Raw genomic sequence first — 21,921 nt, 5'->3', positions numbered from 1 at the left:
TTCTAACCTCTTAAATTAGAAGCTAAAGACTGCCTGCAAGTTACCAACAAAAACAGTTGGATTACTGTTGAAGTTATTGGGGCTGAAAATAGTATAGAAAGAAGGAACAAGAGAAATATTCTTACTGATTGGATAGACGTAGGACAGTTCCAAATCGTACTGTGTACCACCATCACCTGCGCCAGTAGCTAGAGAACCCTTGCCACTAGTAAAGTTAAAGGGCATTCCAAAGGAAATCAGAGCTTGAGCACCTTCCTTGAAGAGGTCAGGGAATGCTGCACCAACTTGGAATGTTTGCATCACGACATTGGTAGAACCGCCAGCAGTCAAGTTAACGTTGGTAGTACCATAGCCATAGCGACCAAACAAGCCAAATCCCTTAGATACCAACCAGTCAAAGTTAGCAACAAATACATCTGACTGACCATTGTTGGCATTAATTACAGTACCAGGAAGAGATGGAGTAAATCCAGCCCCACCAACTACTCCAGCATTAGCAGCAAGGTTAGTACGGCTGTAAAGCAAGCGGAACTTAAATGCATCACTTGGCTTGAAACCAAGCTCAGCAGTTAAGGCATTGTTACCACCAAATAGACCTTGGTTTGGATTAGACGCTGAACCATTGGTTCCAAATTCATTACTCTCAGCCAAGTAACCAATTTTGAAATCAAACTGGTTGCCTAGAGGAGTCAAGAACACAGCACCAGCACCACGCTTGGCGTTAGTCAACAATGTGCTGTTGATAGAGTTAAAGCTGGTATTCCAAGGATAGATAAAGCGAATATTGTCAAAGTATTTGTAGAAGTTGACACGAGGACCAACAACTAAGCTAGCCTTCTCAAATACTGGGAAGGTATAGGACAATTCACGCAATACAAAGAGGTTAGCTCCGGATCCAGCTTGCTGATCGGTGAATGGAACACCTGTAGTATTAAAGAGGCTACCAGCCGTGTAGTTATTAAATGGAGAATTACCATTACCAGCAGCTAGCTGAGTAACCAAAGAATCCTTACCAGTGAAGGATGTGTTTAGAGTCAGCCAAACTAGTCCACTCATGGTTATATTTGGAGTGGCTTGAGGAGCGCCAGCTGGATTTAAAACAGCATTATTACCTGTAGCCCCAGTGACGTTAAAGAATGCTAGACCACTTAATTTGGTAGTTGTGGAGAACTGCTGTGCTTCGAGCTTAGTTACCTTGGCATCTAGAGCATCGACACGACCACGGAGGGTTGCCAACTCGGCTGCAAATTCTTCTTGCAGTTTTTGCAAGGTAGCGAGGTCTTCTTTGCTGACCTTATCAGCTAGACCTGCGGAGATAATTTCGTTGATTTTGTCCAAACAAGCATTCAAACCTGCCGCAAACTCGTAGCGACTGGTTGCTTGTTTGCCACGGAAAGTGCGATCAGGATAACCTGCGATACATCCATAGCGCTCAACTAGAGACTGCAATGCAGTAAAAGCCCAATCTGTAGGCTTTACGTCGCTCAGTTGAGAAACAGAAGTAACATTTTGAGCTACTTCTTGTTTAGGACGGTTTAGTTCTGTATTGATTGCTCGAATAGTTTCCGATTCATTTACCTTTACCTCAGTTGTGGGTAAAGATGCCTGTAATACAGGAGTTGAAGAAGCTTTAGATTGAACTTTAGCTTGACTTTGATTTTCTGCACTTACGCCTGTAGCTGCTGCTAACACACTCAGTCCCAATAGAACTGAGAGATTACTGATTTTTTTCATACCATCACACCAATTAGAGAAGAATCTGCTACGTATGAACAACCTAAGCAAAATAATTATTTTTACAAAAATTGCTCACAGTAACAATACCGTAACTGATGAAAAACTAACAAAATTGGAAAGAAACAAATGTATTGTTAAATACATTCTAGCCCCAGTCATCATCCCAATCATCGTCGAAATCGTCTCTAAAACCTTGTTTTTTCTTTGTAGATGGATTTACAAATGAATTTTTTGATGACGTTTTTTGAGGTTCTGTTTGTCGCTTTTGGAAAGAGGGTTTTGTGTTAGGAACAGTGAATTTTGGAAGACTAGAAAATGAGACTTGGAGGGAGTTTTGAGAAAATTCCATGAATAGACTCATGGTTATTGAGCCTGCTCCTGTACAAAAAATAAGGACTAGCCCTAAAGGTAGTTTGATGGATTCAAATGTTCCTAATTTCACTGTGACAGGATAAATGTTTTGGCTAGCAAAGATCGCTAACCCCACAGAGCCAATCCATAAACAGAAGTAAAGTAATAAACGCAGCATATTTGGTTTTTATTCCATTGAATTGGAGAGATAATGACCAAATTCTGCAACAAAGCGATTATCAATAATTGCTTGACGCATTCTTTGTGTAAATCTGATAAGTTCAGTAATGTTATGGATAGATAGTAATGTATATCCTAAAATTTCCTGCGATCGCACTAAATGGCTGAGATATGCCCGTGAGAAATTTTGGCAAGTATAACAAGGGCAATCGCGATCAAGTTGTTCAAAGTCACGTTTAAATTTTTGATTTTTGAGATTCCAGCGATCGCCTCTTACTAGAGCAACATTATGCCTTGCTAGTCGGGTGGGAATGACGCAATCAAATAAATCTATACCTGCGGCAACTGCCTGTGCCATTTCCTTATATGTGCCAACACCCATCAAGTAACGGGGTTTATTGGTTGGCAATAGTGGGGTGGTCGCTTTCACAATTTTTTCGATGAGTTCGGGTGGTTCACCAACACTCACGCCACCGATTGCATAGCCAGGTAAGTCAAACTCAATCAGTTCTCGCGCCGATTTTTGCCGTAAATCGAGATAGACTCCACCTTGGACAATCCCGAATAGGGCTTGAACATCCTTGCGATCGTGAGCCTTAATGCAGCGCTCTAGCCAACGGGTGGTGCGTTCGCCAGCAAGCTTAACCGCTTCATAGGTGGCAGGGTAGGGAGCGCATTCGTCAAATGCCATGATCACGTCTGCTCCCAGTTGATTCTGGATTTGAATCGATTTCTCTGGGGTGAGATTGATCATGTTGCCATCACGGGGCGATCGAAACTGCACACCCTCCTCGCTAATGGAACGAATTTCGCTGAGGCTAAATACTTGAAATCCGCCTGAGTCTGTGAGGATAGGACCATCCCAATTCATAAATTTATGTAAGCCGCCAGCTTCCGCGACAATATCTTCACCTGGTTGTAGATGGAGGTGATAGGTATTGGCTAAGACCATCTCTGCCTTGCAGTCTTTAAGCTGAGCAGGGGTGACAGTTTTTACGTTTGCCAATGTGCCAACGGGCATAAACCTTGGTGTACTCACCACTCCATGTGGGGTGTGGAACTGCCCAACTCTTGCATCAGTGTGGCAGCACTGGCACTCTAATTTAAAAGTGAAGTTATTCAGAGCTTACAATCCTTATTACAAACTTAGACTTAAATCTATAAAATTCAATCGGTCTCTAATTGTATCCCAATCTCACTTTACAATTAAATGCTTTCTAGCACTTGTCTCATCATTAAAGAAATTTCTGGGAAAACATTGGAGATAATGAGATCGCTTTCTCTATAAACCTTCTCGATATAAACTCCATTCACCAAATTTAAAACCGTAAAAGTCCCCAACAAAAAATCAATAATCCAATATTCAGGAATACCAAACTGAGCATATTCCTCACGCTTTTCAATAGTGTCTACTGTGCGACAGGTTGGACTTACGATTTCAATTACTAGTAAACATGGATCACGCAGAATATCTGGCTGATTTCCCAAGCTTTTTTTCTGAGCGAGGGTCATTACCAAAACATCGGGTCTGCGAGTTCTTTTACCATTGAAAATTTCAGTGCTATTGACCCGAACACAGTATGGATGCTGAGAGCGATTTATTTCTGATTGCAAGAAAAATGCAAAAAACATCATCAAATCGTTATGAAATACTGTCGCAGGGGTCACTTCAACTAACTCCCCATCATTAAATTCATACAGTTTGTCAGTACCATCGTCATAGGTGAGATATTCCTCAAATGTCATTTTTCTAGCAGTAGTGACGGTCATACGTTTCCATCCTTACGATTAAATGGGGCTTTGGTAAGACTCAAGAAATAAGTCTTACCAAAGCGGATTTGATTAGTTCGATTGTAACAAAGCAATTTGCTTAAATTGGGTGTGGTTAGGCGCGATCGCATTTGCGGAACTGCTGATCATGTTAGTCGCCAAGTTGGGAATCAGTCCAAAGAAAACGATGATCAGGGCAAGGGCGATCGCAGGAAATTTTTCTTGCCATTGAGCAAAGGGGATCGAAGTAATAATTTTATCGCTACCATCTTTGCGAACGGAGAAGCGACCAAAAAACACGCGATCGAGCATGATCAGAAAGTAAACTGCGGTTAAGCCTGTACCTAACATGCAGAGAATTGTCTGTACAGGGAAAACGGCAAAGCTACTACGAAAGATCACAAACTCAGCAATAAAGCCCATCATCCCCGGAGTACCTGCACTAGCCATCGCTGCCAAAATCATTAAGGAACCTGTGATTGGTAAGCCCCGTTCAGGATTGAGCAAACCATTGAGGGAGTCAAGATTACGAGTTCCAGTCTTCTTATAGACAATACCCACCAAAATGAAGAGGAGTGCAGAAATTAAGCCATGACTGACCATCTGAAAAGTTGCGCCGACAAGGGAAAGCGGGGTAGCAGTGGCTAGAGCCAAAATAATATAGCCCATGTGACCAACGGAGCTATAAGCAACCATCTTCTTCATGTCTTTTTGGGTGATTGCTGTGAGACATCCGTAAATGACGCTGACTACTGCCCATATTGCTAAGAAAGGAGCGATCGCTTGCCATGCTTCGGGCAGTAAACCAAGACCAAAACGTAATAAGCCGTAGGTTCCTAATTTCAGTAAAACGCCTGCGAGTAAAGTTGAAACGGGAGTGGAAGCTTCAACGTGAGCATCTGGCAACCATGTATGTAATGGCACAATAGGAATCTTGATGCCAAATCCGAGTAACAGGAGAATCAGTAAAATTCCTCTAGTGCTTTTTGATACTCCTTCTAGATTTAAGTCTTGATAGTTAAAGGTGAAACCAGTAACATCGCCACTACCAAAGGCTGCCATTCCAAAGAATGCGGCTAAAATCAATACTCCTGAAATGGCGGTATAAATCAAGAACTTGGTTGCAGCATAACCACGTCTTTCTCCACCCCAAATTGCAATTAAGAGATAGAGAGGAATTAGTTCAACTTCAAAGAATAGGAAGAATAGGAGTAGATTTTGAGCAAGGAAAGCACCATTGACACCACCACCAATGAGTAATAGCAGAGGAAAGTAGAGATTGGGACGCTGAATATCTGTGCTGATATAGATTGCAATGCTTAGTAGTAATCCATTAAGTAGGACTAAGGGGAATGCTAAGCCATCTACGCCTAATCGATAACTAAGTCCGATTTGATCTAACCAAGCTAAGGACTCAGTTAACTGCATGGTGGCAAGACTGAGATCAAATTTTGTCAGTAGAAATAAAGACCACCCAAAATTAGCGATCGCTATTCCTAATGAGATGTTGCGTAATTTTTTGGAGTCAAGTATGCCGCTTAGTAAAGCAACTATTACCGCTCCAGCGATCGGGAACCAAATTAATGTGCTTAACATATTTGAGAAAGAAAAAGGAATTTATGTTATGAGTCCCTCTCATTGGCAGAGGCTATCATGCACACACAAGTCATAAAACCTAGCTAAGTCAACAATTAATTGCCCCCTAGCCCCCAATTCTGGGGGAACAAGAATTTTCAAAGTCCCGCAGAATTGGGGGATTTAGGGGGGGTGATAAATCAGAACGTAGACAGAGAGACTTGTGTGTAAACGTTAGATTGGGACAGGGGGGGGATGATGACGGTTAATTTAAGCCATAGAAGGCGGCGAAACCAATCAGAATCAGACCGATTAAGATTGTTAAAACGTACTGCTGTAATCTGCCTGTAACTGTATATTTCAGGCTCTCACCACTAAAAATGGAAGCAAAGCCCAAAAAGTTAACGGAACCATCAACTAAATAGCGATCGACCCAAGCTAGAAGTTTGGAACCACCACCGACGATTAAGACCACCGTATATTTGTAGATCGCTTGCACATATAGATCATAGGCAAGTAAATCCTGCACAACTTTCCATGCACTGCGAACCAACTTAGGAGGCATGGCAACAGAACTTACGGTTGAGTAATAGGGCTTGATATAGATATATGCACCCACACCAAAGCCAAGCAATCCTGACGCTGACAATATGGTTGTACCCCAGATATCCACTGTATCTAAATCAATATCTACAAATTCCCAAGATGGTAGGAGAATTGGCACAAGCAGTGTAATAACCGTCAGCGCTACGAGGGGTAGTGCTACCTGCCAAGCGACTTCGGGTGCACGTCGGGTTTTCTGCTGTGTAGGTCCTAAGAAGACCAGTGCAAAAATTCGGATTAAGCCAAAGGCAGTAATGCAGTTAACTAATAAAGCGATCGCAATTAGCCAAGGATCGCTATTCCAAAAAGTTTCTTCCCAACGTAGGAGCGTCCAAAATCCGCCAAAGGGCAATAGGGCAACTAGACTGAGGGAACCAATGATAAAGGAAACTAAAGTAGCGGGCATTCGCGTTTTCAGTCCGCCCATTTCCGTAAGATCCTGCGTCATTGTCGTCATCATCACTGCGCCAGAACTGAGGAATAGCAAGGACTTACTGATGCCATGACTAAAGAGCAATCCTAAGGCGAGGTCAGGTTGTTGCATCCCCACAGCGATGAAGACTAAACCTAAATAGCCACTAGTGGAGTGGGACAGGGCACGTTTGAGGTCGATTTGGGCGATCGCTACTAAACTTGCACCGATTGCTGTAATTGCCCCAATAATCACCGAAACTTCGGCGGCCACAGGGAACAGTGATAAAACTGGCTGAAACTTAATTAGTACATAGGCTCCTGCCCCCACAACCACCGAGTTTCGCAAAATCGAAGCGGGGTTAGGTCCCTCCATTGCCTCATCGAGCCAGAGGTGTAAAGGGAACTGGGCGCATTTACCAAGGGGTCCCGCGATTAGGGCTAGTCCTAATAAAGTGCCAAATTGTTGATGTTCTGAGAAATAGGCGATCGTTTGTGGATTAGCCGCCCATTCTTTTAAATCCGAGAAATTTAAGCTGCCAGTTAAGTTAGACAGCGCCACTACACCCATTAATAGGAATAGGTCACCGACCCGTTTTGTCCAGAACGCATCACGGGCTGCCGTGACTACGAGGGGCTGTGCGTACCAGAAACCCACTAATAAATAGGTGGACAGGGTGAGCATTTCCAGCAAGGCATAACTAAAAAAGAGCGAGTCACTAAAGGCAATTCCTGTAATCGCTGCCTCAAAGAAACCAATTAAGGCGCAAAATCTCGCGATCGCCCAATCAGTTTCCAGAGAGCCTAGTCCATAGACCTGTGAAATTAAGCTCATGGTGGCGATCAGTATCGATGCGCCCACACTAATTGTAGAAATATCAAAGGAAAAAACAAGATTTAAATCAAAGGCTTGAAACCAACTAAACTCAACCTGTTGAGCTGGTTCGCCCCAGATCGATGTCAGTAGCCAACAACTATGCACTAAGGCTAGTACAGTCATCAATATATTTAGGTAAGCCGCAGGACGTGGACCAGTGCGCCGCACTAACCTCAGTGACCAAGGTAGGGTGATTCCTGCGCCCAGCAAACCATAGCAAGGAAGTAGCCAAGCTGTTTCTAGGATCATTGATTCTACTATAGAGTTTTTACTATGTTTATATTAAAAAGTATCAAATATTTTAAAAGTTTACATCAAAATGTTTCGTGCCTAAGCTTGCCTGATTAACTAAGAATATTTGATATAAGGCATATCCATAGAGAATAGGTTAGGTTTCCACGCTGGGATTTTGTGGCGCGGCAAAGTCACGTTACAAAATTCGGATTTTAGCAATACCGCTTAATTTTTAGCCATTTGCTCGGCGCGAAGCGCCGAGCAAATGACTGATCGAACTCATGTTAAGTTTGAGTGCATTTGACAGTATTTTTTGAGCAAGACGAAGCGATCGCTAGCCTGTTGATGTCGCTTTTGCCAAGTATCAGGATTACGAGCGGTTTGTAACATGCTTAAGTCCACACCCAGCATTTTTAGCTGTTTATCAATTTCTACTTGCAAAGATAAATTGGGTGGCATGACCTCTAAATTAGTATTGATAATTTTGGATTGAAAAAAAGCTTGGATTTCCCGATGCGATCGCAGCCAGTCTTTAGCAAGTGAGGATGATGGTTCTACCTGTGATGCGATTAACCTTTGCAATATCTCTAACTGACTTTGCAAATCCTGAATTAAACCTACATAGTCTTGTGACACTTGTATCTCCCTAATTGTGCCTTGATATTGATATAGCAGTTCTAGAGATTCGCTCTTCGAGCGAATCTCTAGAACTTTCAGGAAATTTTTATTCTGTAGCTAAGCGATCACTTAAAAAGCGATACCAATTTGAAGCAATATTGACATCGGTAAACCTGATACTAGGCATCTCTCCAGTCTTTAATACCAGCTCCAGAGAAATTTGTTTGCCATTTAAAGGGAATTCTGCATCTTGATCATCAAAAAATTTACTATCAATCCGAAAGCGAATACGAGCAATATCAGCAAAGCTAACTGTTTGTAAATTTTGAGGATCTTTACGTGTCGGTTTGCCCCAAGTCAGGCGATCATCTTTTTGTCCTAACACGGAATAAATGTCATATTTATGGCGCTCAAATTGGCTTGCCCATCTCTTATAGGACTCAATTTTTTGGTATTCATTCCAGCCCGACCACGCTAGCCAAAAGAACACTACTAGCAGAGGCAACCACAAAAGTCCACGTTCCATAAAACCGAAAAGTTTAGTTGATTTGCTAACACCGATGACATCGCATTGTGCTTTATAACCCAATTAATGATAGTGGTGGCGCTAAGCGCCACCACTATCATTAATTGGATTTACGAGTATGGAGGGACTCGAACCCCCGACCCTCAGAACCGGAATCTGATGCTCTATCCAACTGAGCTACATACCCATACTTTGACAAATCATACCATAGGTTTCAGGTTTGTTTACCCGCCGAAGGCGGGTAAACAAACCCATACTTCACTCGATAATTTTATGAATTGAAAGAGAATCGGCGTACAGCTAATAAACTACCTAGCACGCCAATGACTGAACCAAAAATTAATAACACCAGCGGTAAAAGAAGTTGTACGCGGAAATCCGTAGTTAAACCAAGAGTTAGGGATTTGATCAGTTCAGGTTGATTAACGATCGCTTCTCCCAAGAGATTGAGACTTAGCATCAACATTACATAGGCAGTTGCCGCACCCGTAACCCCAAATACTACTCCCTGCAAGACAAACGGGAAATAAATCCATGTTGCCGTTGCCCCCACTAGTTGCATCACCTCGATTTCGCGTCGTCGCGCTAAAACGATGAGACGAATAGTGGTCGTAATTACAGCGATCGCAATAACAGTAAAAATCGCCACGATCGCTACACTGCTATTACTCACCGCACGGCGCAACTGACCAATACGCTCGACCACCTCATTGGTATACCAAACCTCATTGACACCCTTTAAGCCCGAAATTCGTTTGGCAATATCAGGCACGCGATCGCTAGATGTTGCCCGCACTTTAAACTCATCAACCAAAGGATTACCCCCTAATTGTTGTGTCGCCTGAGTCAGATCATTTTTACCGAGATCCTTCATCAAATTTTGCCATGCATCTTCCTTGGGGATCAGCTTTGCCGCAGCGACACCATCAACTAGCAGCAAGCGTGACTGCATCGACTCGCCCACCGTATTTTCATCTAAATACACCGAAATTTCTAATTGGCTGCCTAACTGCCCTAGAACATTTTCCAATTGCCAAGAAATTTGTAAGCTTGCACCAAACAAAAATAACAACACCGCTACCGTACTCACTGCCGCCCAGTTCATCCAACCACCACGCCGCAAACCGAGCAGAGTCTCGCGGAGCAAGTAGTCAATTTTCGTAAAGAAGCGAACGACGTTTTGAACCATAGCGTTAGAGGAGGAAAAAGGAAAAAGGAAAACAGAAAAAAATTTAAGTGATGCCAGCAATTACCAATCACCAAGCTAAAAGCCAATAGCTAAAAGCTAAAAGCCGATAGCCTAAACAATATAACCATTTTGCAAATGTAATACAGGATGATTGGCGGCTCTAACTAATTGCTCATCATGGGTAGTTAATAGGACGGTGACACCAAAGGAATTGAGCTTTTTCAGGATTTTAATGACTTGCCATGCATTGTCAGGATCGAGATTACCCGTTGGCTCATCGGCAAGAACAAGAGGTGGTGTATTAACGATCGCTCTGGCAATACTGGTTCTTTGCTGCTCACCACCAGAGAGTTCTTCGGGGAAGCAATGGGCTTTATGTAATAAACCCACCATTTTCAGGGCAGGCTGCACCCGACGCTGAATTTCCTTATAGGTATAGCCCTGAGCCATGAGTACAAAGGCAACATTCTCGGACACAGTACGACGGGGTACGAGCTTGTAATCTTGAAAGACAATGCCAATTTTGCGGCGCAACATCGCCAAATTCTTGCCTTTTAAGCCATTGAGGTTAAAGCCATTGACAAATATTTCCCCATCCGTGGCTTGCTCAGCGCCATATAGCAATTTTAGTAATGTGGATTTCCCCGATCCTGAATGCCCCGTAATAAATTTAAAATCCCCTTGATAAAGTTCGATACTGACATCTCGTAAACCCACAGCACCATTAGTGTAGGTTTTACGAACATTTTCTAATTTAACGATCACCGACTTTTTAGGATTAGTGGCATTGGTGTCAGGAGGATGATTGGGATTAGAGTTGGTTGCTGTCGGATTTGGCTTGGTTGGCAGTTTTAGCATGGGCGATCGCTTTTTTATTCTGAAAAAGTTGAGCATAGATATACCATGCTCGGTCTTTTGTACTTGAGATTATACAGATCTAGTCAAGGGATCAGCATCAGCTATTGCCCTAATCTAAAGAGTATTGACGCTATCTTTTTTAATACTCAGCGCAAAGCGCTTTATGCTACATTATTGCGGGTTTCCAAATCGTAAATGAGATTGAAAATCTGTAGTTAAAAATTTTTACTCATGGGATATCATGAGCGAAATTTATCAAAAAACTAGTAAGCTTTTATTGATCTGGTACTTTTACCTTAAAAACAAAGGCTTGCGATCGTTATCTTTTATAGAATCAGCTATCCTTGCAGGGACAGTAATGTAATAACTTAAGGAACTAGCTAACTACTATATATGTCCATTCACCAAACCAACTGAGGGGTTATCAGCAGTGGCAGCTCACAAGATACTAGTGATTGATGATAGTCGCGTAATCCGTAATATGGTGCGTGATATGCTCCCGCCAGCAAATTTTGAAGTAGTAGAGGCAGCCGACGGTATCAAGGGTCTGGAAATGATCCAGCAGCAACACCCTTGGATGATCATGCTAGATTTTTTACTGCCTCGGATGAGTGGCTTTGAGGTTTATGAGGCTTTGCAGCAAAATCCAGAACTCAGTCTCATTCCTCTAATTTTGATGTCTGGGCGCAAGGAAGAAGTAACGAGTAAAATCGCGGAACCTTTTGAAGACAAATATTTGGTGTTTATTGAAAAGCCCTTTGAACAAAAGGAATTAATCACAGCGATCAAAAGGGCAAAGGTTTTAGCGGACAAGCGCAAAGTTTCGGTTATTACGCCCAAGTCAGACATTCCTAATACAGAGAAAGATAGTAACTTGGTTAAACGGATTGAGGAGCTAGAAGCGAAGCAGAAGCACTTAGAGCAACAGTTGGTAACACAGCAGAAGCAGTTCCAGCAGCTAGTAGACTTTATCAAGAAGAAGCTAAAGTAAAAACTTAAAACAATGCGAGGCTTTGAGAGAGGGTTTGCTACGCAAACTTATCCAGTAACTGCTCAACCTAGAAGAATCAACAAAAAACAGTGTTCATATAACTGGCAAATTACTGATTATCTTTGTAAATTAATAAATAAAATAGTAATTTATCGTTTACTTAATGAGAATGGAATCATTTAGATGTTTTTTGATGCATCAAAATGGCTGAAACCTTTATTTCTTCTAGGTTGAGCAATTACCTTATCCAAAAGCCCCAAATCAAAAGCCTTGCTATGCAAGGCTTTTGATTTGGGGCTTTTAAAATTTGCCAACTTATAGTTGTTTTAAATAATTTGCAGAGGGGCTTCGACTCCGCTCAGCCATCGGTGTAAGCTAGCTGAGCAAAGTCGAAGCTGTAGTTCTTATTTGAATTATCTATAACTCGAACTGACGTTCTTCATGTGTGAATAGAGCCATCGGGCATCGTTGCCCCACTAAATTTTGTGTGATCGATTTTAGTTAAGCTCAGATCCGCTTTGAGGAGATTTGCCCCCTGTAAGTTGGCACGGCTAAGATCGGCTCTAGTCAAAATTGCTCCCCGCAGATCAGCTTTTTCGAGATTAGCTCGACTGAGATCTGCCCAGCCGAGATCGGCTCCTCGGAGATCGGCTCCACTTAAGTTAACGTGGGTCAAAATGGATTCGCTAAGGTCAATTCCATGCAAAGACACACCCTGCATATCGACATCATGCAAATGGGTTTGCTCAAAGTTACGATCGCCTTTAGCATAGCGATCGAGTAATTCAGCTTTGGTGAGCGCTGCGTGAGAAGGTAATGTCATAATCGGTTTCTGCAAATATTTAGAAGCACTTTGTACTTCTAATATTTATCCTAGAGTTGTATATATTCATTTTTATCATGACGGATTGGTTGCAACGTACAGAATTACTGATTGGTGCTGATGGACTGCACAAGCTCAAGCAAGCAAATGTGTTAGTTGTGGGTATGGGCGGTGTTGGTAGTTTTGCGGCGGAATTTTTATGTCGAGCAGGCATTGGGCGGATGACCATCGTTGATGGCGATCGCGTTGATCCTTCTAATAAAAATCGGCAGATTGTCGCGCTCGATAGTACCGTTGATGTCCACAAAGCAGATGTAATGTCCCAACGAATGGAGGATATTAATCCAGACATTCAGTTGACTGCCATTAAGGAATTTCTCACGCCTGACTTGATGATGGAGCTAGTCACGACCCAATTTGACTGGGTGCTAGATTGTATCGATAGTTTACAACCCAAGCTCTATTTCCTTGGGGCAGCAGTTACTAATGGGGTAAAGGTAGCAAGCAGTATGGGCGCAGGTGGTCGCATCGATCCTCAGAAGATTAGAATTGCCCCAATATTTGAAACGGACTGCTGCCGCTTTGCTTATAAAGTGCGAAAAGGACTAAGACGCAAGGGTTTTGGGAAAGCAAATATTATTGCCGTCTATTCGGAGGAGTTAGTAAATCGGGAGTCTCTGCAATTAACTGATGGCAGTAATTTCAAGCGATCGTATTACGGCACAATTTCTTATATTCCTGCACTATTTGGCATCAATATGGCAAGTATTGTCATTCGCGATCTTATGCAATAACTCTTATGCAATAACTCTTATGCAATAAAAAAGAGACTCGCAAAGCGAGTCTCTTTTTTATGTAAGCGAATGGCGGGAATCGAACCCGCAACATCTGCTTGGAAGGCAGAGGTTTTACCACTAAACTACATTCGCAATTGCATACTTTTCATACGCAGTTATTAACTATAGCAGCGATCGCGATATTGTCAAAGCATTTTTTAGAATTCACAATAGCCTTGATCCATTTCGATGCGATCGAGCACCTTTAATCCGCGTGGATCGCCCAGCTTCCGTAAGGCATTACGTGCATCGGTCTGCACACTGAGATCATCATCATCGAGTGCATAGATCAGCGCATCTACCGCATCATGATAAATTTCATCTTGAGCATCAAATTCACTACGTTTCTGGACAATCAGTTTGCCTAGTGACCATGCACAGTTACCACGCACAGCGGATACAGCATCTTGCGTTAAAGCTTCTACCAATGGCTCGATCGCTTCTATATCGCCCAACTGTCCTAGCGCACTCGCAGCCCATAGGCGTACTGCGGTAATGTCATATTTGAGTGCTGAAATTAGCGGTTTTAAACCTATTGCCGCACGACAAGTTCCCAATGCCCAGACGATACCTTTGCGAACATAACCATTCCAGTCTTGGTTGAGTTGCTCGATCAATGGGGCGATCGCTTTTTCACTCTTGTTGCGCCCAAGCGCATAGGCAACACTGACACGCACAAGAGGACATTCATCTTGAAGTAATTCGATTAGACGGGGGATGGCTCGCTCATCCTCTAATTCACAAAAAGCTCTAGCAGCCTGCATTCTCTCTAAGATTACATCTGAATTGAGAAGAGCTAACATCTCGTCAGGATCAGGAAGAGGCATTTCCTCTTCGGGGGGCAAGTCCAATGGGCTAAGTGGAGATGCTTCAATATCTAAAATTGTTAAGTCGTCATTGCGTGTCATGGCGATCGTCATGGCAAAAAGTCAGGCATAGTGGGGATGCCCCGATGTGTAGTTGTTATCTTACAGTGCTTTGTCCTGCTTTGTTAACTACGATTGTAAACACAGAGAATTGTACTGCCTGCTACGCAGGCAGTACAATTCTCTGTGGGTCACGCTGTGCGTGCCCCACAGCTTTGCTAAATACTAAAAAGGCTTCCAATCGGGCGATCGCAACATTTTAAAGTGTTCGAGACGATGGTGGAAGTAACTCTCGTCCAGTTTGCTGTGATTGTGGACAATTGCCGATTTGACACTAATTGCCCATGACCAGATTTGCGCGGCTTGCATCAATGGCTGCATACATTTTAATTCGATTTCCTCAAGGGGTTGCGCGGTCTGATAACCCTGCAAAAATGCCTTGCGAACACTAGGACTAATCCCCGCTTGCAAAGTCACTTGCAGAAACTTAGCAATATCAAAAGAGCGCCAACCATAGCCACATTGATCAAAATCAAATAGGGTAATCTCGTTAGTTTTCGTAAAATGTACATTGCCACTATGCGGATCACCCCAGCAAACACTCCACAGAGGAAATTCCTGTGGCAGATAACGAATTTGTTCTTTAATTTGGGCGATCGCTTCACTCATATAGTTACGTGCCACTTCATTAAAAAATGGAGACAGGTCGCGGAAGGAATCATCGAGTAAATAGTTAATGGTCAAATGGGGACGCGCCACATGGCATTGAAAATTTTGAGCAGTATTATGTAGTCTGGCTACAGTTTCACCAAGTTTTTGTGCTTGAGTTTTATTGAGATCCCCAACAGCGATTTGACCTTCGGCATGGGTGAATAGTGATGCATAGCGTTTACCCTCAAGGGCGGGAATCTCGATCGCTAATTGTCCATCCTCAGTCTCAAGGGGATAGGCAACAGGAATATAGTTGTTGTGTAAAAAGGTTAATAACTCTAACTCAAACTCAATTTCGGCTCTAGATCGCCAATGGGCGTGGGAAACACGCAAAACATAACGATTATTGTCAGTTTCCACCAAATAGATATCGCTCAATCCCCTCATCCAGAATACACAGCTAGTAATTTCTCCCACTGCGTAACGAGATAAAACGCGATCAACCAATGCTTGCGGGGCAAGAGTGGAATAGGTGATCGGGAAGATATGGTCAGTTGTACTTAGGAACTCCTTGAGAGACCAATCTGCGACAGGCATGGTGATCAACTGGGTGAATTTTGAGCGTTACTTCTAGATATATCGCAGACTCAAAATTGAAAGTGTTTACCAAAAACCAAAAGATATTTTTGTCTTTTACTTAGCAGCAATCAAAAAAGCAGTCCTAAATCATTCGTAGATTTTGGGGTTCATGGAAGCGCTCCCCTTCGGGGAGCGCTTCCATGAACTATTTAGGATTGCTATATTTTGTAGTTTTTGGCTATGCTAAATAATATGCAGCAGAACTCCTCAACCCCTCATAAAATTGTCAATGTCACCAATGCAGGTGAAGTCGTCGTCAATGTCAGCAATGAAAATGTGTCACGACGGGCGCGAGTACGGGAGCATGTCAATCCCCTCGCCAAAAAATACAGTGTCGCGATCGCACCGCCAGTATGGACAGAGATTTACGCTGATTGGTCAAAACCTCTCAGTCTAGATATTGGCTCAGCGAGGGGGCGCTACATTTTACAGATGTCGCAACTAAAGCCTGATTGGAACTTTTTGGGCTTAGAAATTCGCGAGCCACTAGTCGATCGCTGTAATGAAGTGCGTGACGAACTTGGTTTAACTAATTTGCATTACATTTTTTGCAATGCAAATGTATCACTGGCAGGTTTGCTAACTAAAAATTCACTGCATGAGGTCACTGTCCAATTTCCCGATCCTTGGTTTAAACGCCGCCAGCAAAAACGCCGCACTGTGCAACCCGAACTAGTAGCAACCCTAGCAGAGTTATTAGTGCCCAATGCGCCTGTGTTTTTGCAATCAGATATTTTGGAAGTTGCGGAGGATATGCGCCAACATTTTGAAGACAACGAGAACTTTATTAATCTTGCTGGGAAAGGGAATTTTGCCGATGACACTATTTTCCCTGAGCATATTCCTACGGAACGGGAAAGTTCTGTTCTATCACAGGGATTACCTGTATATAGAGCTTATTTAAAACGCAAGTAAAAGCTTGGAGAGGGTTGGCTACGCCAACCCTCTCTCAACAATGATGTTATTTAAATTGCGCTTGGAGTAATAAAGTTGCTTCGTGGGCAGGGACGGGGCGACTGAAGAGATAACCCTGTACTGCATCACAATTATGCGATCGCAAAAACTCTAACTGCTCTTTACGTTCTACACCCTCAGCGATCGCGATCAGATTAAGGTTATGCGCCATCGCAATAATAGCTGATGTAATTGCCGCATCCTCGTTATTTTGAGGGGTTTCGCGCACAAAACTAGCATCAATTTTGACTTTACTAACTGGTAATAGCCGTAAATAACTCAGCGAAGAATAACCAGTACCAAAATCATCGATCGATACGCGCATACCCAAGGACTGCAATTGACGCAGCATTTTGATAACCGTGTTTTGGTCTTGCATCACCAAGCTTTCGGTAATCTCTAGTTCCAGATACTGCGGCTCTAAATCTGTTTCTGCGAGAATTTGCATAATGCGATCACATAAATTTGGTGACTGGAACTGTTTGACCGAAAAATTTACGGCAACTCGAATATGAGGTAAACCATTTTTTTGCCAAGAGCGCGTTTGGCTACAGGCAGTTCGCAAAATCCATTCTCCCAATCTCACAATCAGACCATGCTCCTCTGCCGCAGGAATAAACTGATTGGGTGGAACCCAACCTAATTCGGGATGTAGCCACCTCGCTAAAGCTTCTACACAATCAATTTCACCCGTCGCCAGATTAATCTGGGGTTGATAAAACACCTGAAATTCGGAACGTTCAAGGGCTTGACGAATGCCATTCTCAATCGCCACATATTCCATAACCTGAGCGCCGATCGCATGGTTATACAATTGATAATGATTTCTACCCCGTTCCTTTGCCCGAAACATTGCTGTATCTGCATGTTTCATTAAGGTATCCTCATCCATCCCATCACTGGGATAAAGACTAATACCGATACTTGTGCCAATATATAGCGCCATTTCCTCCACAAAGAACGGAACTTCAAAGGACTGTAATATCAACTGGGCGAATTGCTGAATCGACTCTACACTCTGCAAATCGGACACAAAGATCATAAATTCATCGCCACCCATTCTGGCTAAGAAAGTACTTTCAAACATGCACTCACTCAGTCTTTTGGCGACTTCAATTAAAAGGCGATCACCTGCGGCATGACCCATCGTATCATTGACCAATTTAAAGCGATCGAGATCTAGAAATAAAACAGCAAGTAATGGAGGAATTAGTTTAATTTCTACCTCCTGCATTTGATCTAAATAGGAATGCAACTTTTCAGAAGAATTATTCAGGGCTTTGGAAAGGCGATCGCGGAATAGAACTCGATTTGGCAAATTGGTGAGCGAGTCATGGAAGGCAAGATGTTCAATCTCTGCTTTTGCGATTTTGCTGGCGGTAATGTCCTCCACTGTTCCTTCAAAATAGAGAATATTACCTGCTACATCATGAACTGCATATACATTTTCCGAAGTCCAAATGATTGCCCCATCCTTACGATAAACCTCGGACTCAAATAATTTCACATCCTCTTGTTCCTTCAAAAGGTTAATTAGTTCCAGTCTTCGTTGAGGATCAACATACAATTGGCTGCCAATATCAGTAAGATTCTCAATTAAATCTGTGGATGATTCATAGCCATAGATTTTAGCGAGCATCGGATTGGCAATTAAAAAACGTCCATCCACCGATGATTGAAAAATTCCTTCTATGGCATTCTCAAAAATACTGCGATACCTAGCTTCTGCTCTTTTAAGTGCTTCCTCAGCCTGCATCTTTTGCGTCACATCATTAATTAAAATCAGTTCGCATTTCCGATTGTTATAGATAAGGGTATGTGCTGAAACTGACACGATGATGTGACTTCCATCTTTTTTGCAATGCCGCCATACTTCAGACTCAGTAAAGCCTACCGACACCTTAGAAATCGCCTCTAGCAAACGAGGAATATCCTCAGGTGGACGAATATCCTGCAAAGTCATCGATAGAAATTCGGCTTCACTATAACCATAGTGATTAATGGCAGCTTGATTGACCGCTAAAAATCGCAATGTCTCGATATCATAAATCCACATTGGATTGGGATTATTTTCAAATAGATAGCGAGTCCGATTATCAGCATCTCGCTGGTTCTTCGCTGTTTGTTCCCAATCGGTTATATCCTCAAAGCGGTTAACGAAGTTTGGTTCCTTCGTATTGTCTACAGAGAGATCGGTACTCTGTAATACTTGGACAATTTGCCCATCTTCTCGAATATAACGCACATTCAAATAGCAATGATCGATTTCCCCCGATAGCAATCTCTCTTTGAGGAAGTAGTAGGCTGATAGGTCATCGGGATGGCAGATTTGCTCATATTTGAGTTGAGAGATTTGTGAAGCGCTATATCCTAACAAATCACAAAAGGATACACTCACCTCAAGGATTTGATCATCTAACGTGGTCTCAAAAACTCCAACCGTACTATTTTCGATACATTTAGCAATACGCATCAAGTTCTTAAGACGCTCTGCTTTGAGAATCTCTTGATAGATCGGATTCAGATTTTGATATCTTTCGGCCAACTTTTTTTACCTTGTCGGTCTTACTAAAATTATTGTATGTACTAAGTAGCTAGACATAATTAAAAAACAGAACCAAAAGCTGTGGCACACGCTGCGCTTGCGCCCCAGCTTTTGGGGTTTGATGGATTTTGCGCCTAGCTACTTAGATCATACTCAAAGCTAAATTTACAAGTTGCTCATTTGATAATGGTACTGGCAACTGTCGAATCTGCGCTCGATCGCTATAGGGTTTTAATTTATTCGCGATCGCTTCAGTAATGCCCCCTTCAGTTAAAAAATATGGTAATACGTTGATTCGCTCAATGCCTTGAGCAATCAGATGCTCAATTTGCGTTTCGACTTTGGGTTCAATTCCCCAATAAGCCGCGATCGCTTGACTCGACTTAGCTAGATTCTCCACTACTTGGTTCGCAACGGCTCGACGACTACCGTGGGAAACTAAAATTCTTGCTTGTTTTGCGGGGGAATGCTGATCCGCATATTTCTCAAACTGCTTCGCTAGTAAATCAGGAATTTGCGAATGTGTTCCTAAGTGTGAAAGTATCCGCAAGGTGATCTGATTTTGGAGTTTACTTTGGGCGATCGCTACCTCATGGGGAATATCCTCACTAACATGAATCCCTTCCAATAGTAATAATGGCAAAATAGCAATTGTCGAAACACCATAATCAGTGATTTCATTAGCAAACTTTTCTAATTGCTGAGCCAGTGTGAGGGGCTGTCCCTCTAGGCATCCGCCACTAATGTATAAATTGCTATGGGATCGCGCTACGGTCACGAGATCTTGTAATGCTGACCACGAACGGCGATCGCTACTACCATGCGTTACAAAAAAAAGCGCTGTGGCGTTCATAGTCTCTTGAGTATAATTATAAACACTGCCTTGAGAATCACAGGCAATAAAGAGCCAATTTGATGAGGTGCGACGAAGCTACATCACAACAAATTAAGTTCTTTATGAAATTGCTGAACTCTTAGCGGTGTTTATAATTATATCGAGTAACGCATATCGAAACTATTTACGGAAAAACCCAAGGACTAAAGGCTCATCAATTAAAACAATTGGATCGACTCTATCGATCGCGATTGCCACAAGATAGCCTCACCACTCCCGAACTCGCTCAACGCCTTGCTGTGGTCAGCGCTGAGCTAAAGGAATCTATCTGTATTTATATCAATCGGCGCGGACAGGTGATTCGTGTGGCGATCGGGACACCTAATCAAACCAAAATTCCGCCCTTAGAGTTGCCGCGCTATGGTAGCGATCGCCTCAGTGGTTTACGTTGCATTTGTGCCACTCCCGATACTGAGCCGCCAAATGTAACCGATCTCACCGCCATGTTAATGCAGCGTCTCGATGCCTTGGTAATTTTGCCTGTCAATCTCAAGGGCTATGCCGAACGTGGTTACTTGGCGCATTTATTGCCTGCAACCGATACAGAATTACCAGAAAAGCAGGAGGCTTGGCGCGTATCTAAGCCCATGACATTGGATGCTTTGTCCAAGCAGGATTTTTTAGAATTAGTTGAAGGCTTAGAAGAGGAATTTAGCCGCAATTTTGCGGGTAGGGCGACTGATGATAATCAAGATCGGGTGGTGCTAGTAGGCTTAATGCATCAAAAGGAGAAATCTGACTCGATGCCCTTTGCCCTCATTGAGCTTGGTCATTTAGTGGAAAGTGCGGGCGGCAAAGTCCTCGATGCTCTCTGGCAAAAGCGCGAACGTCCCCATCCGCAAACAGTGCTGGGTGAAGGTAAGGTTTTAGAATTAGCGATCGCCGCTCAAACTAAAGGAGCAAATCTGGTCGTATTCGATCGCGAACTGACAGCTTCCCAAACTCGTAATCTCGAAAGAATGATTGGTCTAAGAGTTAGCGATCGCACGGAAGTGATTCTTGATATTTTTGCTCAACGTGCCCAGACATCTGAGGGAAAGTTACAGGTTGAGCTAGCACAATTAGAATATCGATTACCACGTCTTGCTGGTCATGGGCAGGCGCTCTCTCGACTCGGTGGTGGTATTGGTACTCGCGGACCTGGAGAAACCAAATTGGAAACCGATCGCCGCGTGATCCAAAAACGGATTACGTTCCTGCAACAACAGGTCAATCGTTTGCAAGAACAGCGATCACGTATTCGCCAAAAGCGTATCGATCAGGAAGTACCCACAGTGGCGATCGTTGGTTATACCAATGCGGGTAAATCAACCTTGCTCAATGCGATGACAAGGGCTGATGTTTACGCTGCCGATAAGTTATTTGCCACCCTTGACCCCACTACACGCCGCCTCAGCCTCACGGGTGAAGATGACAAAATTCATACCGTTTTGCTTACTGATACCGTAGGCTTCATTCACGAACTGCCTCATTCCCTCGTTGATGCCTTTCGCGCCACCTTAGAAGAGGTATCCGAAGCTGATGTCTTGGTACATCTAGTCGATGCCTCCCATTCCGCATGGGAAGATCAACTTAAAGCGGTGGATAAAATCCTCAAGGATATGCCGATCGCGGTCGGTCCCACATTATTAGTCTTCAATAAAATCGATGCTGTCCCTGAGCCTCAGGCAATTCTAGAGAAATATCCTGAGGCGATCGCCATTTCGGCATTGAAGCGTCAAGGCTTTGAGCAAATGAGCAAGTCATTGCTAAAGCTAATTGAATATGCGATCGGTGAACTAAACTAATAAAA

19 protein-coding genes and 2 tRNA genes are annotated in these 21,921 nt (G+C 43.0%); 4 read left to right on the top strand and 17 right to left on the bottom strand.

Going from position 1 to position 21,921, the window contains the following annotated elements:
* Positions 1-15: 15 nt before the first annotated feature.
* The 11 genes from HC246_RS05940 to ftsE all read right to left on the bottom strand — a co-directional run bounded on the left by HC246_RS05940 (position 16) and on the right by ftsE (position 10,965).
* On the bottom strand, positions 16-1,734 hold the full coding sequence (locus HC246_RS05940) for an iron uptake porin (protein WP_169362581.1): 1,719 nt from the start codon (positions 1,732-1,734) through the stop codon (positions 16-18).
* Positions 1,735-1,882: 148 nt separating this feature from the next.
* Positions 1,883-2,266, bottom strand: a complete 384-nt coding sequence (locus HC246_RS05935) for a LapA family protein (protein WP_169362580.1) — start codon at positions 2,264-2,266, stop codon at positions 1,883-1,885.
* 9 nt (positions 2,267-2,275) lie between these two features.
* Entirely contained in the window at positions 2,276-3,391 is a 1,116-nt protein-coding gene (tgt, locus tag HC246_RS05930) for a tRNA guanosine(34) transglycosylase Tgt (protein WP_169364498.1), read from the bottom strand.
* An 83-nt stretch (positions 3,392-3,474) separates the two neighbouring features.
* Positions 3,475-4,038, bottom strand: coding sequence for a Uma2 family endonuclease (locus tag HC246_RS05925; protein ID WP_169362579.1), 564 nt, complete (start codon positions 4,036-4,038; stop codon positions 3,475-3,477).
* A gap of 72 nt (positions 4,039-4,110) precedes the next feature.
* Complete coding sequence (locus HC246_RS05920) at positions 4,111-5,634, bottom strand: NADH-quinone oxidoreductase subunit M (RefSeq protein ID WP_169362578.1); 1,524 nt, start codon at positions 5,632-5,634, stop codon at positions 4,111-4,113.
* A gap of 244 nt (positions 5,635-5,878) precedes the next feature.
* Entirely contained in the window at positions 5,879-7,753 is a 1,875-nt protein-coding gene (locus HC246_RS05915; RefSeq protein ID WP_169362577.1) for an NAD(P)H-quinone oxidoreductase subunit F, read from the bottom strand.
* 264 nt (positions 7,754-8,017) lie between these two features.
* A complete protein-coding gene (gene patD, locus HC246_RS05910) occupies positions 8,018-8,374 on the bottom strand; it encodes a heterocyst frequency control protein PatD (RefSeq protein WP_169362576.1) in 357 nt (118 codons plus the stop codon).
* Positions 8,375-8,462: 88 nt separating this feature from the next.
* The gene (locus HC246_RS05905) at positions 8,463-8,882 is read right to left on the bottom strand and encodes a hypothetical protein (RefSeq protein WP_169362575.1); all 420 of its coding nucleotides are present in this window, start codon (positions 8,880-8,882) and stop codon (positions 8,463-8,465) included.
* 113 nt (positions 8,883-8,995) lie between these two features.
* Positions 8,996-9,069, bottom strand: a tRNA-Arg gene (locus tag HC246_RS05900).
* Between the two features lie 84 nt (positions 9,070-9,153).
* A complete protein-coding gene (locus HC246_RS05895) occupies positions 9,154-10,071 on the bottom strand; it encodes a cell division protein FtsX (RefSeq protein WP_169362574.1) in 918 nt (305 codons plus the stop codon).
* Positions 10,072-10,182: 111 nt separating this feature from the next.
* Entirely contained in the window at positions 10,183-10,965 is a 783-nt protein-coding gene (ftsE, locus tag HC246_RS05890; protein WP_225902920.1) for a cell division ATP-binding protein FtsE, read from the bottom strand.
* A 394-nt stretch (positions 10,966-11,359) separates the two neighbouring features.
* On the opposite strand from ftsE, the gene HC246_RS05885 reads away from it, so the two are divergent.
* Positions 11,360-11,920, top strand: coding sequence for a response regulator (locus HC246_RS05885; protein WP_169362573.1), 561 nt, complete (start codon positions 11,360-11,362; stop codon positions 11,918-11,920).
* Between the two features lie 439 nt (positions 11,921-12,359).
* Here the strand turns inward: HC246_RS05885 and HC246_RS05880 are convergent, their stop codons facing one another.
* Complete coding sequence (locus tag HC246_RS05880) at positions 12,360-12,743, bottom strand: pentapeptide repeat-containing protein (RefSeq protein WP_169362572.1); 384 nt, start codon at positions 12,741-12,743, stop codon at positions 12,360-12,362.
* A 77-nt stretch (positions 12,744-12,820) separates the two neighbouring features.
* On the opposite strand from HC246_RS05880, the gene HC246_RS05875 reads away from it, so the two are divergent.
* Positions 12,821-13,537 (top strand): tRNA threonylcarbamoyladenosine dehydratase, encoded by a 717-nt coding sequence (locus tag HC246_RS05875; RefSeq protein WP_169362571.1) that lies wholly within the window; start codon positions 12,821-12,823, stop codon positions 13,535-13,537.
* Positions 13,538-13,601: 64 nt separating this feature from the next.
* Here the strand turns inward: HC246_RS05875 and HC246_RS05870 are convergent.
* The 3 genes from HC246_RS05870 to HC246_RS05860 all read right to left on the bottom strand — a co-directional run bounded on the left by HC246_RS05870 (position 13,602) and on the right by HC246_RS05860 (position 15,693).
* Positions 13,602-13,672: transfer RNA gene (locus HC246_RS05870), tRNA-Gly, on the bottom strand.
* Between the two features lie 65 nt (positions 13,673-13,737).
* Entirely contained in the window at positions 13,738-14,499 is a 762-nt protein-coding gene (locus HC246_RS05865) for a HEAT repeat domain-containing protein (RefSeq protein ID WP_225902919.1), read from the bottom strand.
* Positions 14,500-14,670: 171 nt separating this feature from the next.
* Complete coding sequence (locus HC246_RS05860) at positions 14,671-15,693, bottom strand: phosphotransferase (protein WP_169362570.1); 1,023 nt, start codon at positions 15,691-15,693, stop codon at positions 14,671-14,673.
* Between the two features lie 222 nt (positions 15,694-15,915).
* On the opposite strand from HC246_RS05860, the gene trmB reads away from it, so the two are divergent.
* Positions 15,916-16,650: a tRNA (guanosine(46)-N7)-methyltransferase TrmB gene (gene trmB, locus HC246_RS05855; RefSeq protein WP_225902918.1), complete on the top strand. Its 735-nt coding sequence runs from the start codon at positions 15,916-15,918 to the stop codon at positions 16,648-16,650.
* A gap of 46 nt (positions 16,651-16,696) precedes the next feature.
* Here trmB and HC246_RS05850 read toward each other — a convergent pair whose 3' ends face one another.
* On the bottom strand, positions 16,697-19,234 hold the full coding sequence (locus HC246_RS05850) for a sensor domain-containing protein (protein WP_169362569.1): 2,538 nt from the start codon (positions 19,232-19,234) through the stop codon (positions 16,697-16,699).
* 142 nt (positions 19,235-19,376) lie between these two features.
* The gene (locus HC246_RS05845; RefSeq protein WP_169362568.1) at positions 19,377-20,087 is read right to left on the bottom strand and encodes a sirohydrochlorin chelatase; all 711 of its coding nucleotides are present in this window, start codon (positions 20,085-20,087) and stop codon (positions 19,377-19,379) included.
* A gap of 155 nt (positions 20,088-20,242) precedes the next feature.
* Between HC246_RS05845 and hflX the strand changes: the two genes are divergently transcribed.
* Positions 20,243-21,916, top strand: coding sequence for a GTPase HflX (gene hflX, locus HC246_RS05840; protein WP_169364494.1), 1,674 nt, complete (start codon positions 20,243-20,245; stop codon positions 21,914-21,916).
* The last annotated feature ends 5 nt before the right edge of the window (positions 21,917-21,921 follow it).

The organism is Pseudanabaena yagii GIHE-NHR1 (assembly GCF_012863495.1).
Classification (GTDB): Bacteria; Cyanobacteriota; Cyanobacteriia; order Pseudanabaenales; family Pseudanabaenaceae; genus Pseudanabaena; species Pseudanabaena yagii.
The sequence above is the reverse complement of the archived record's forward strand: the minus strand, read 5'-3'. Positions and strand labels throughout refer to the sequence as shown.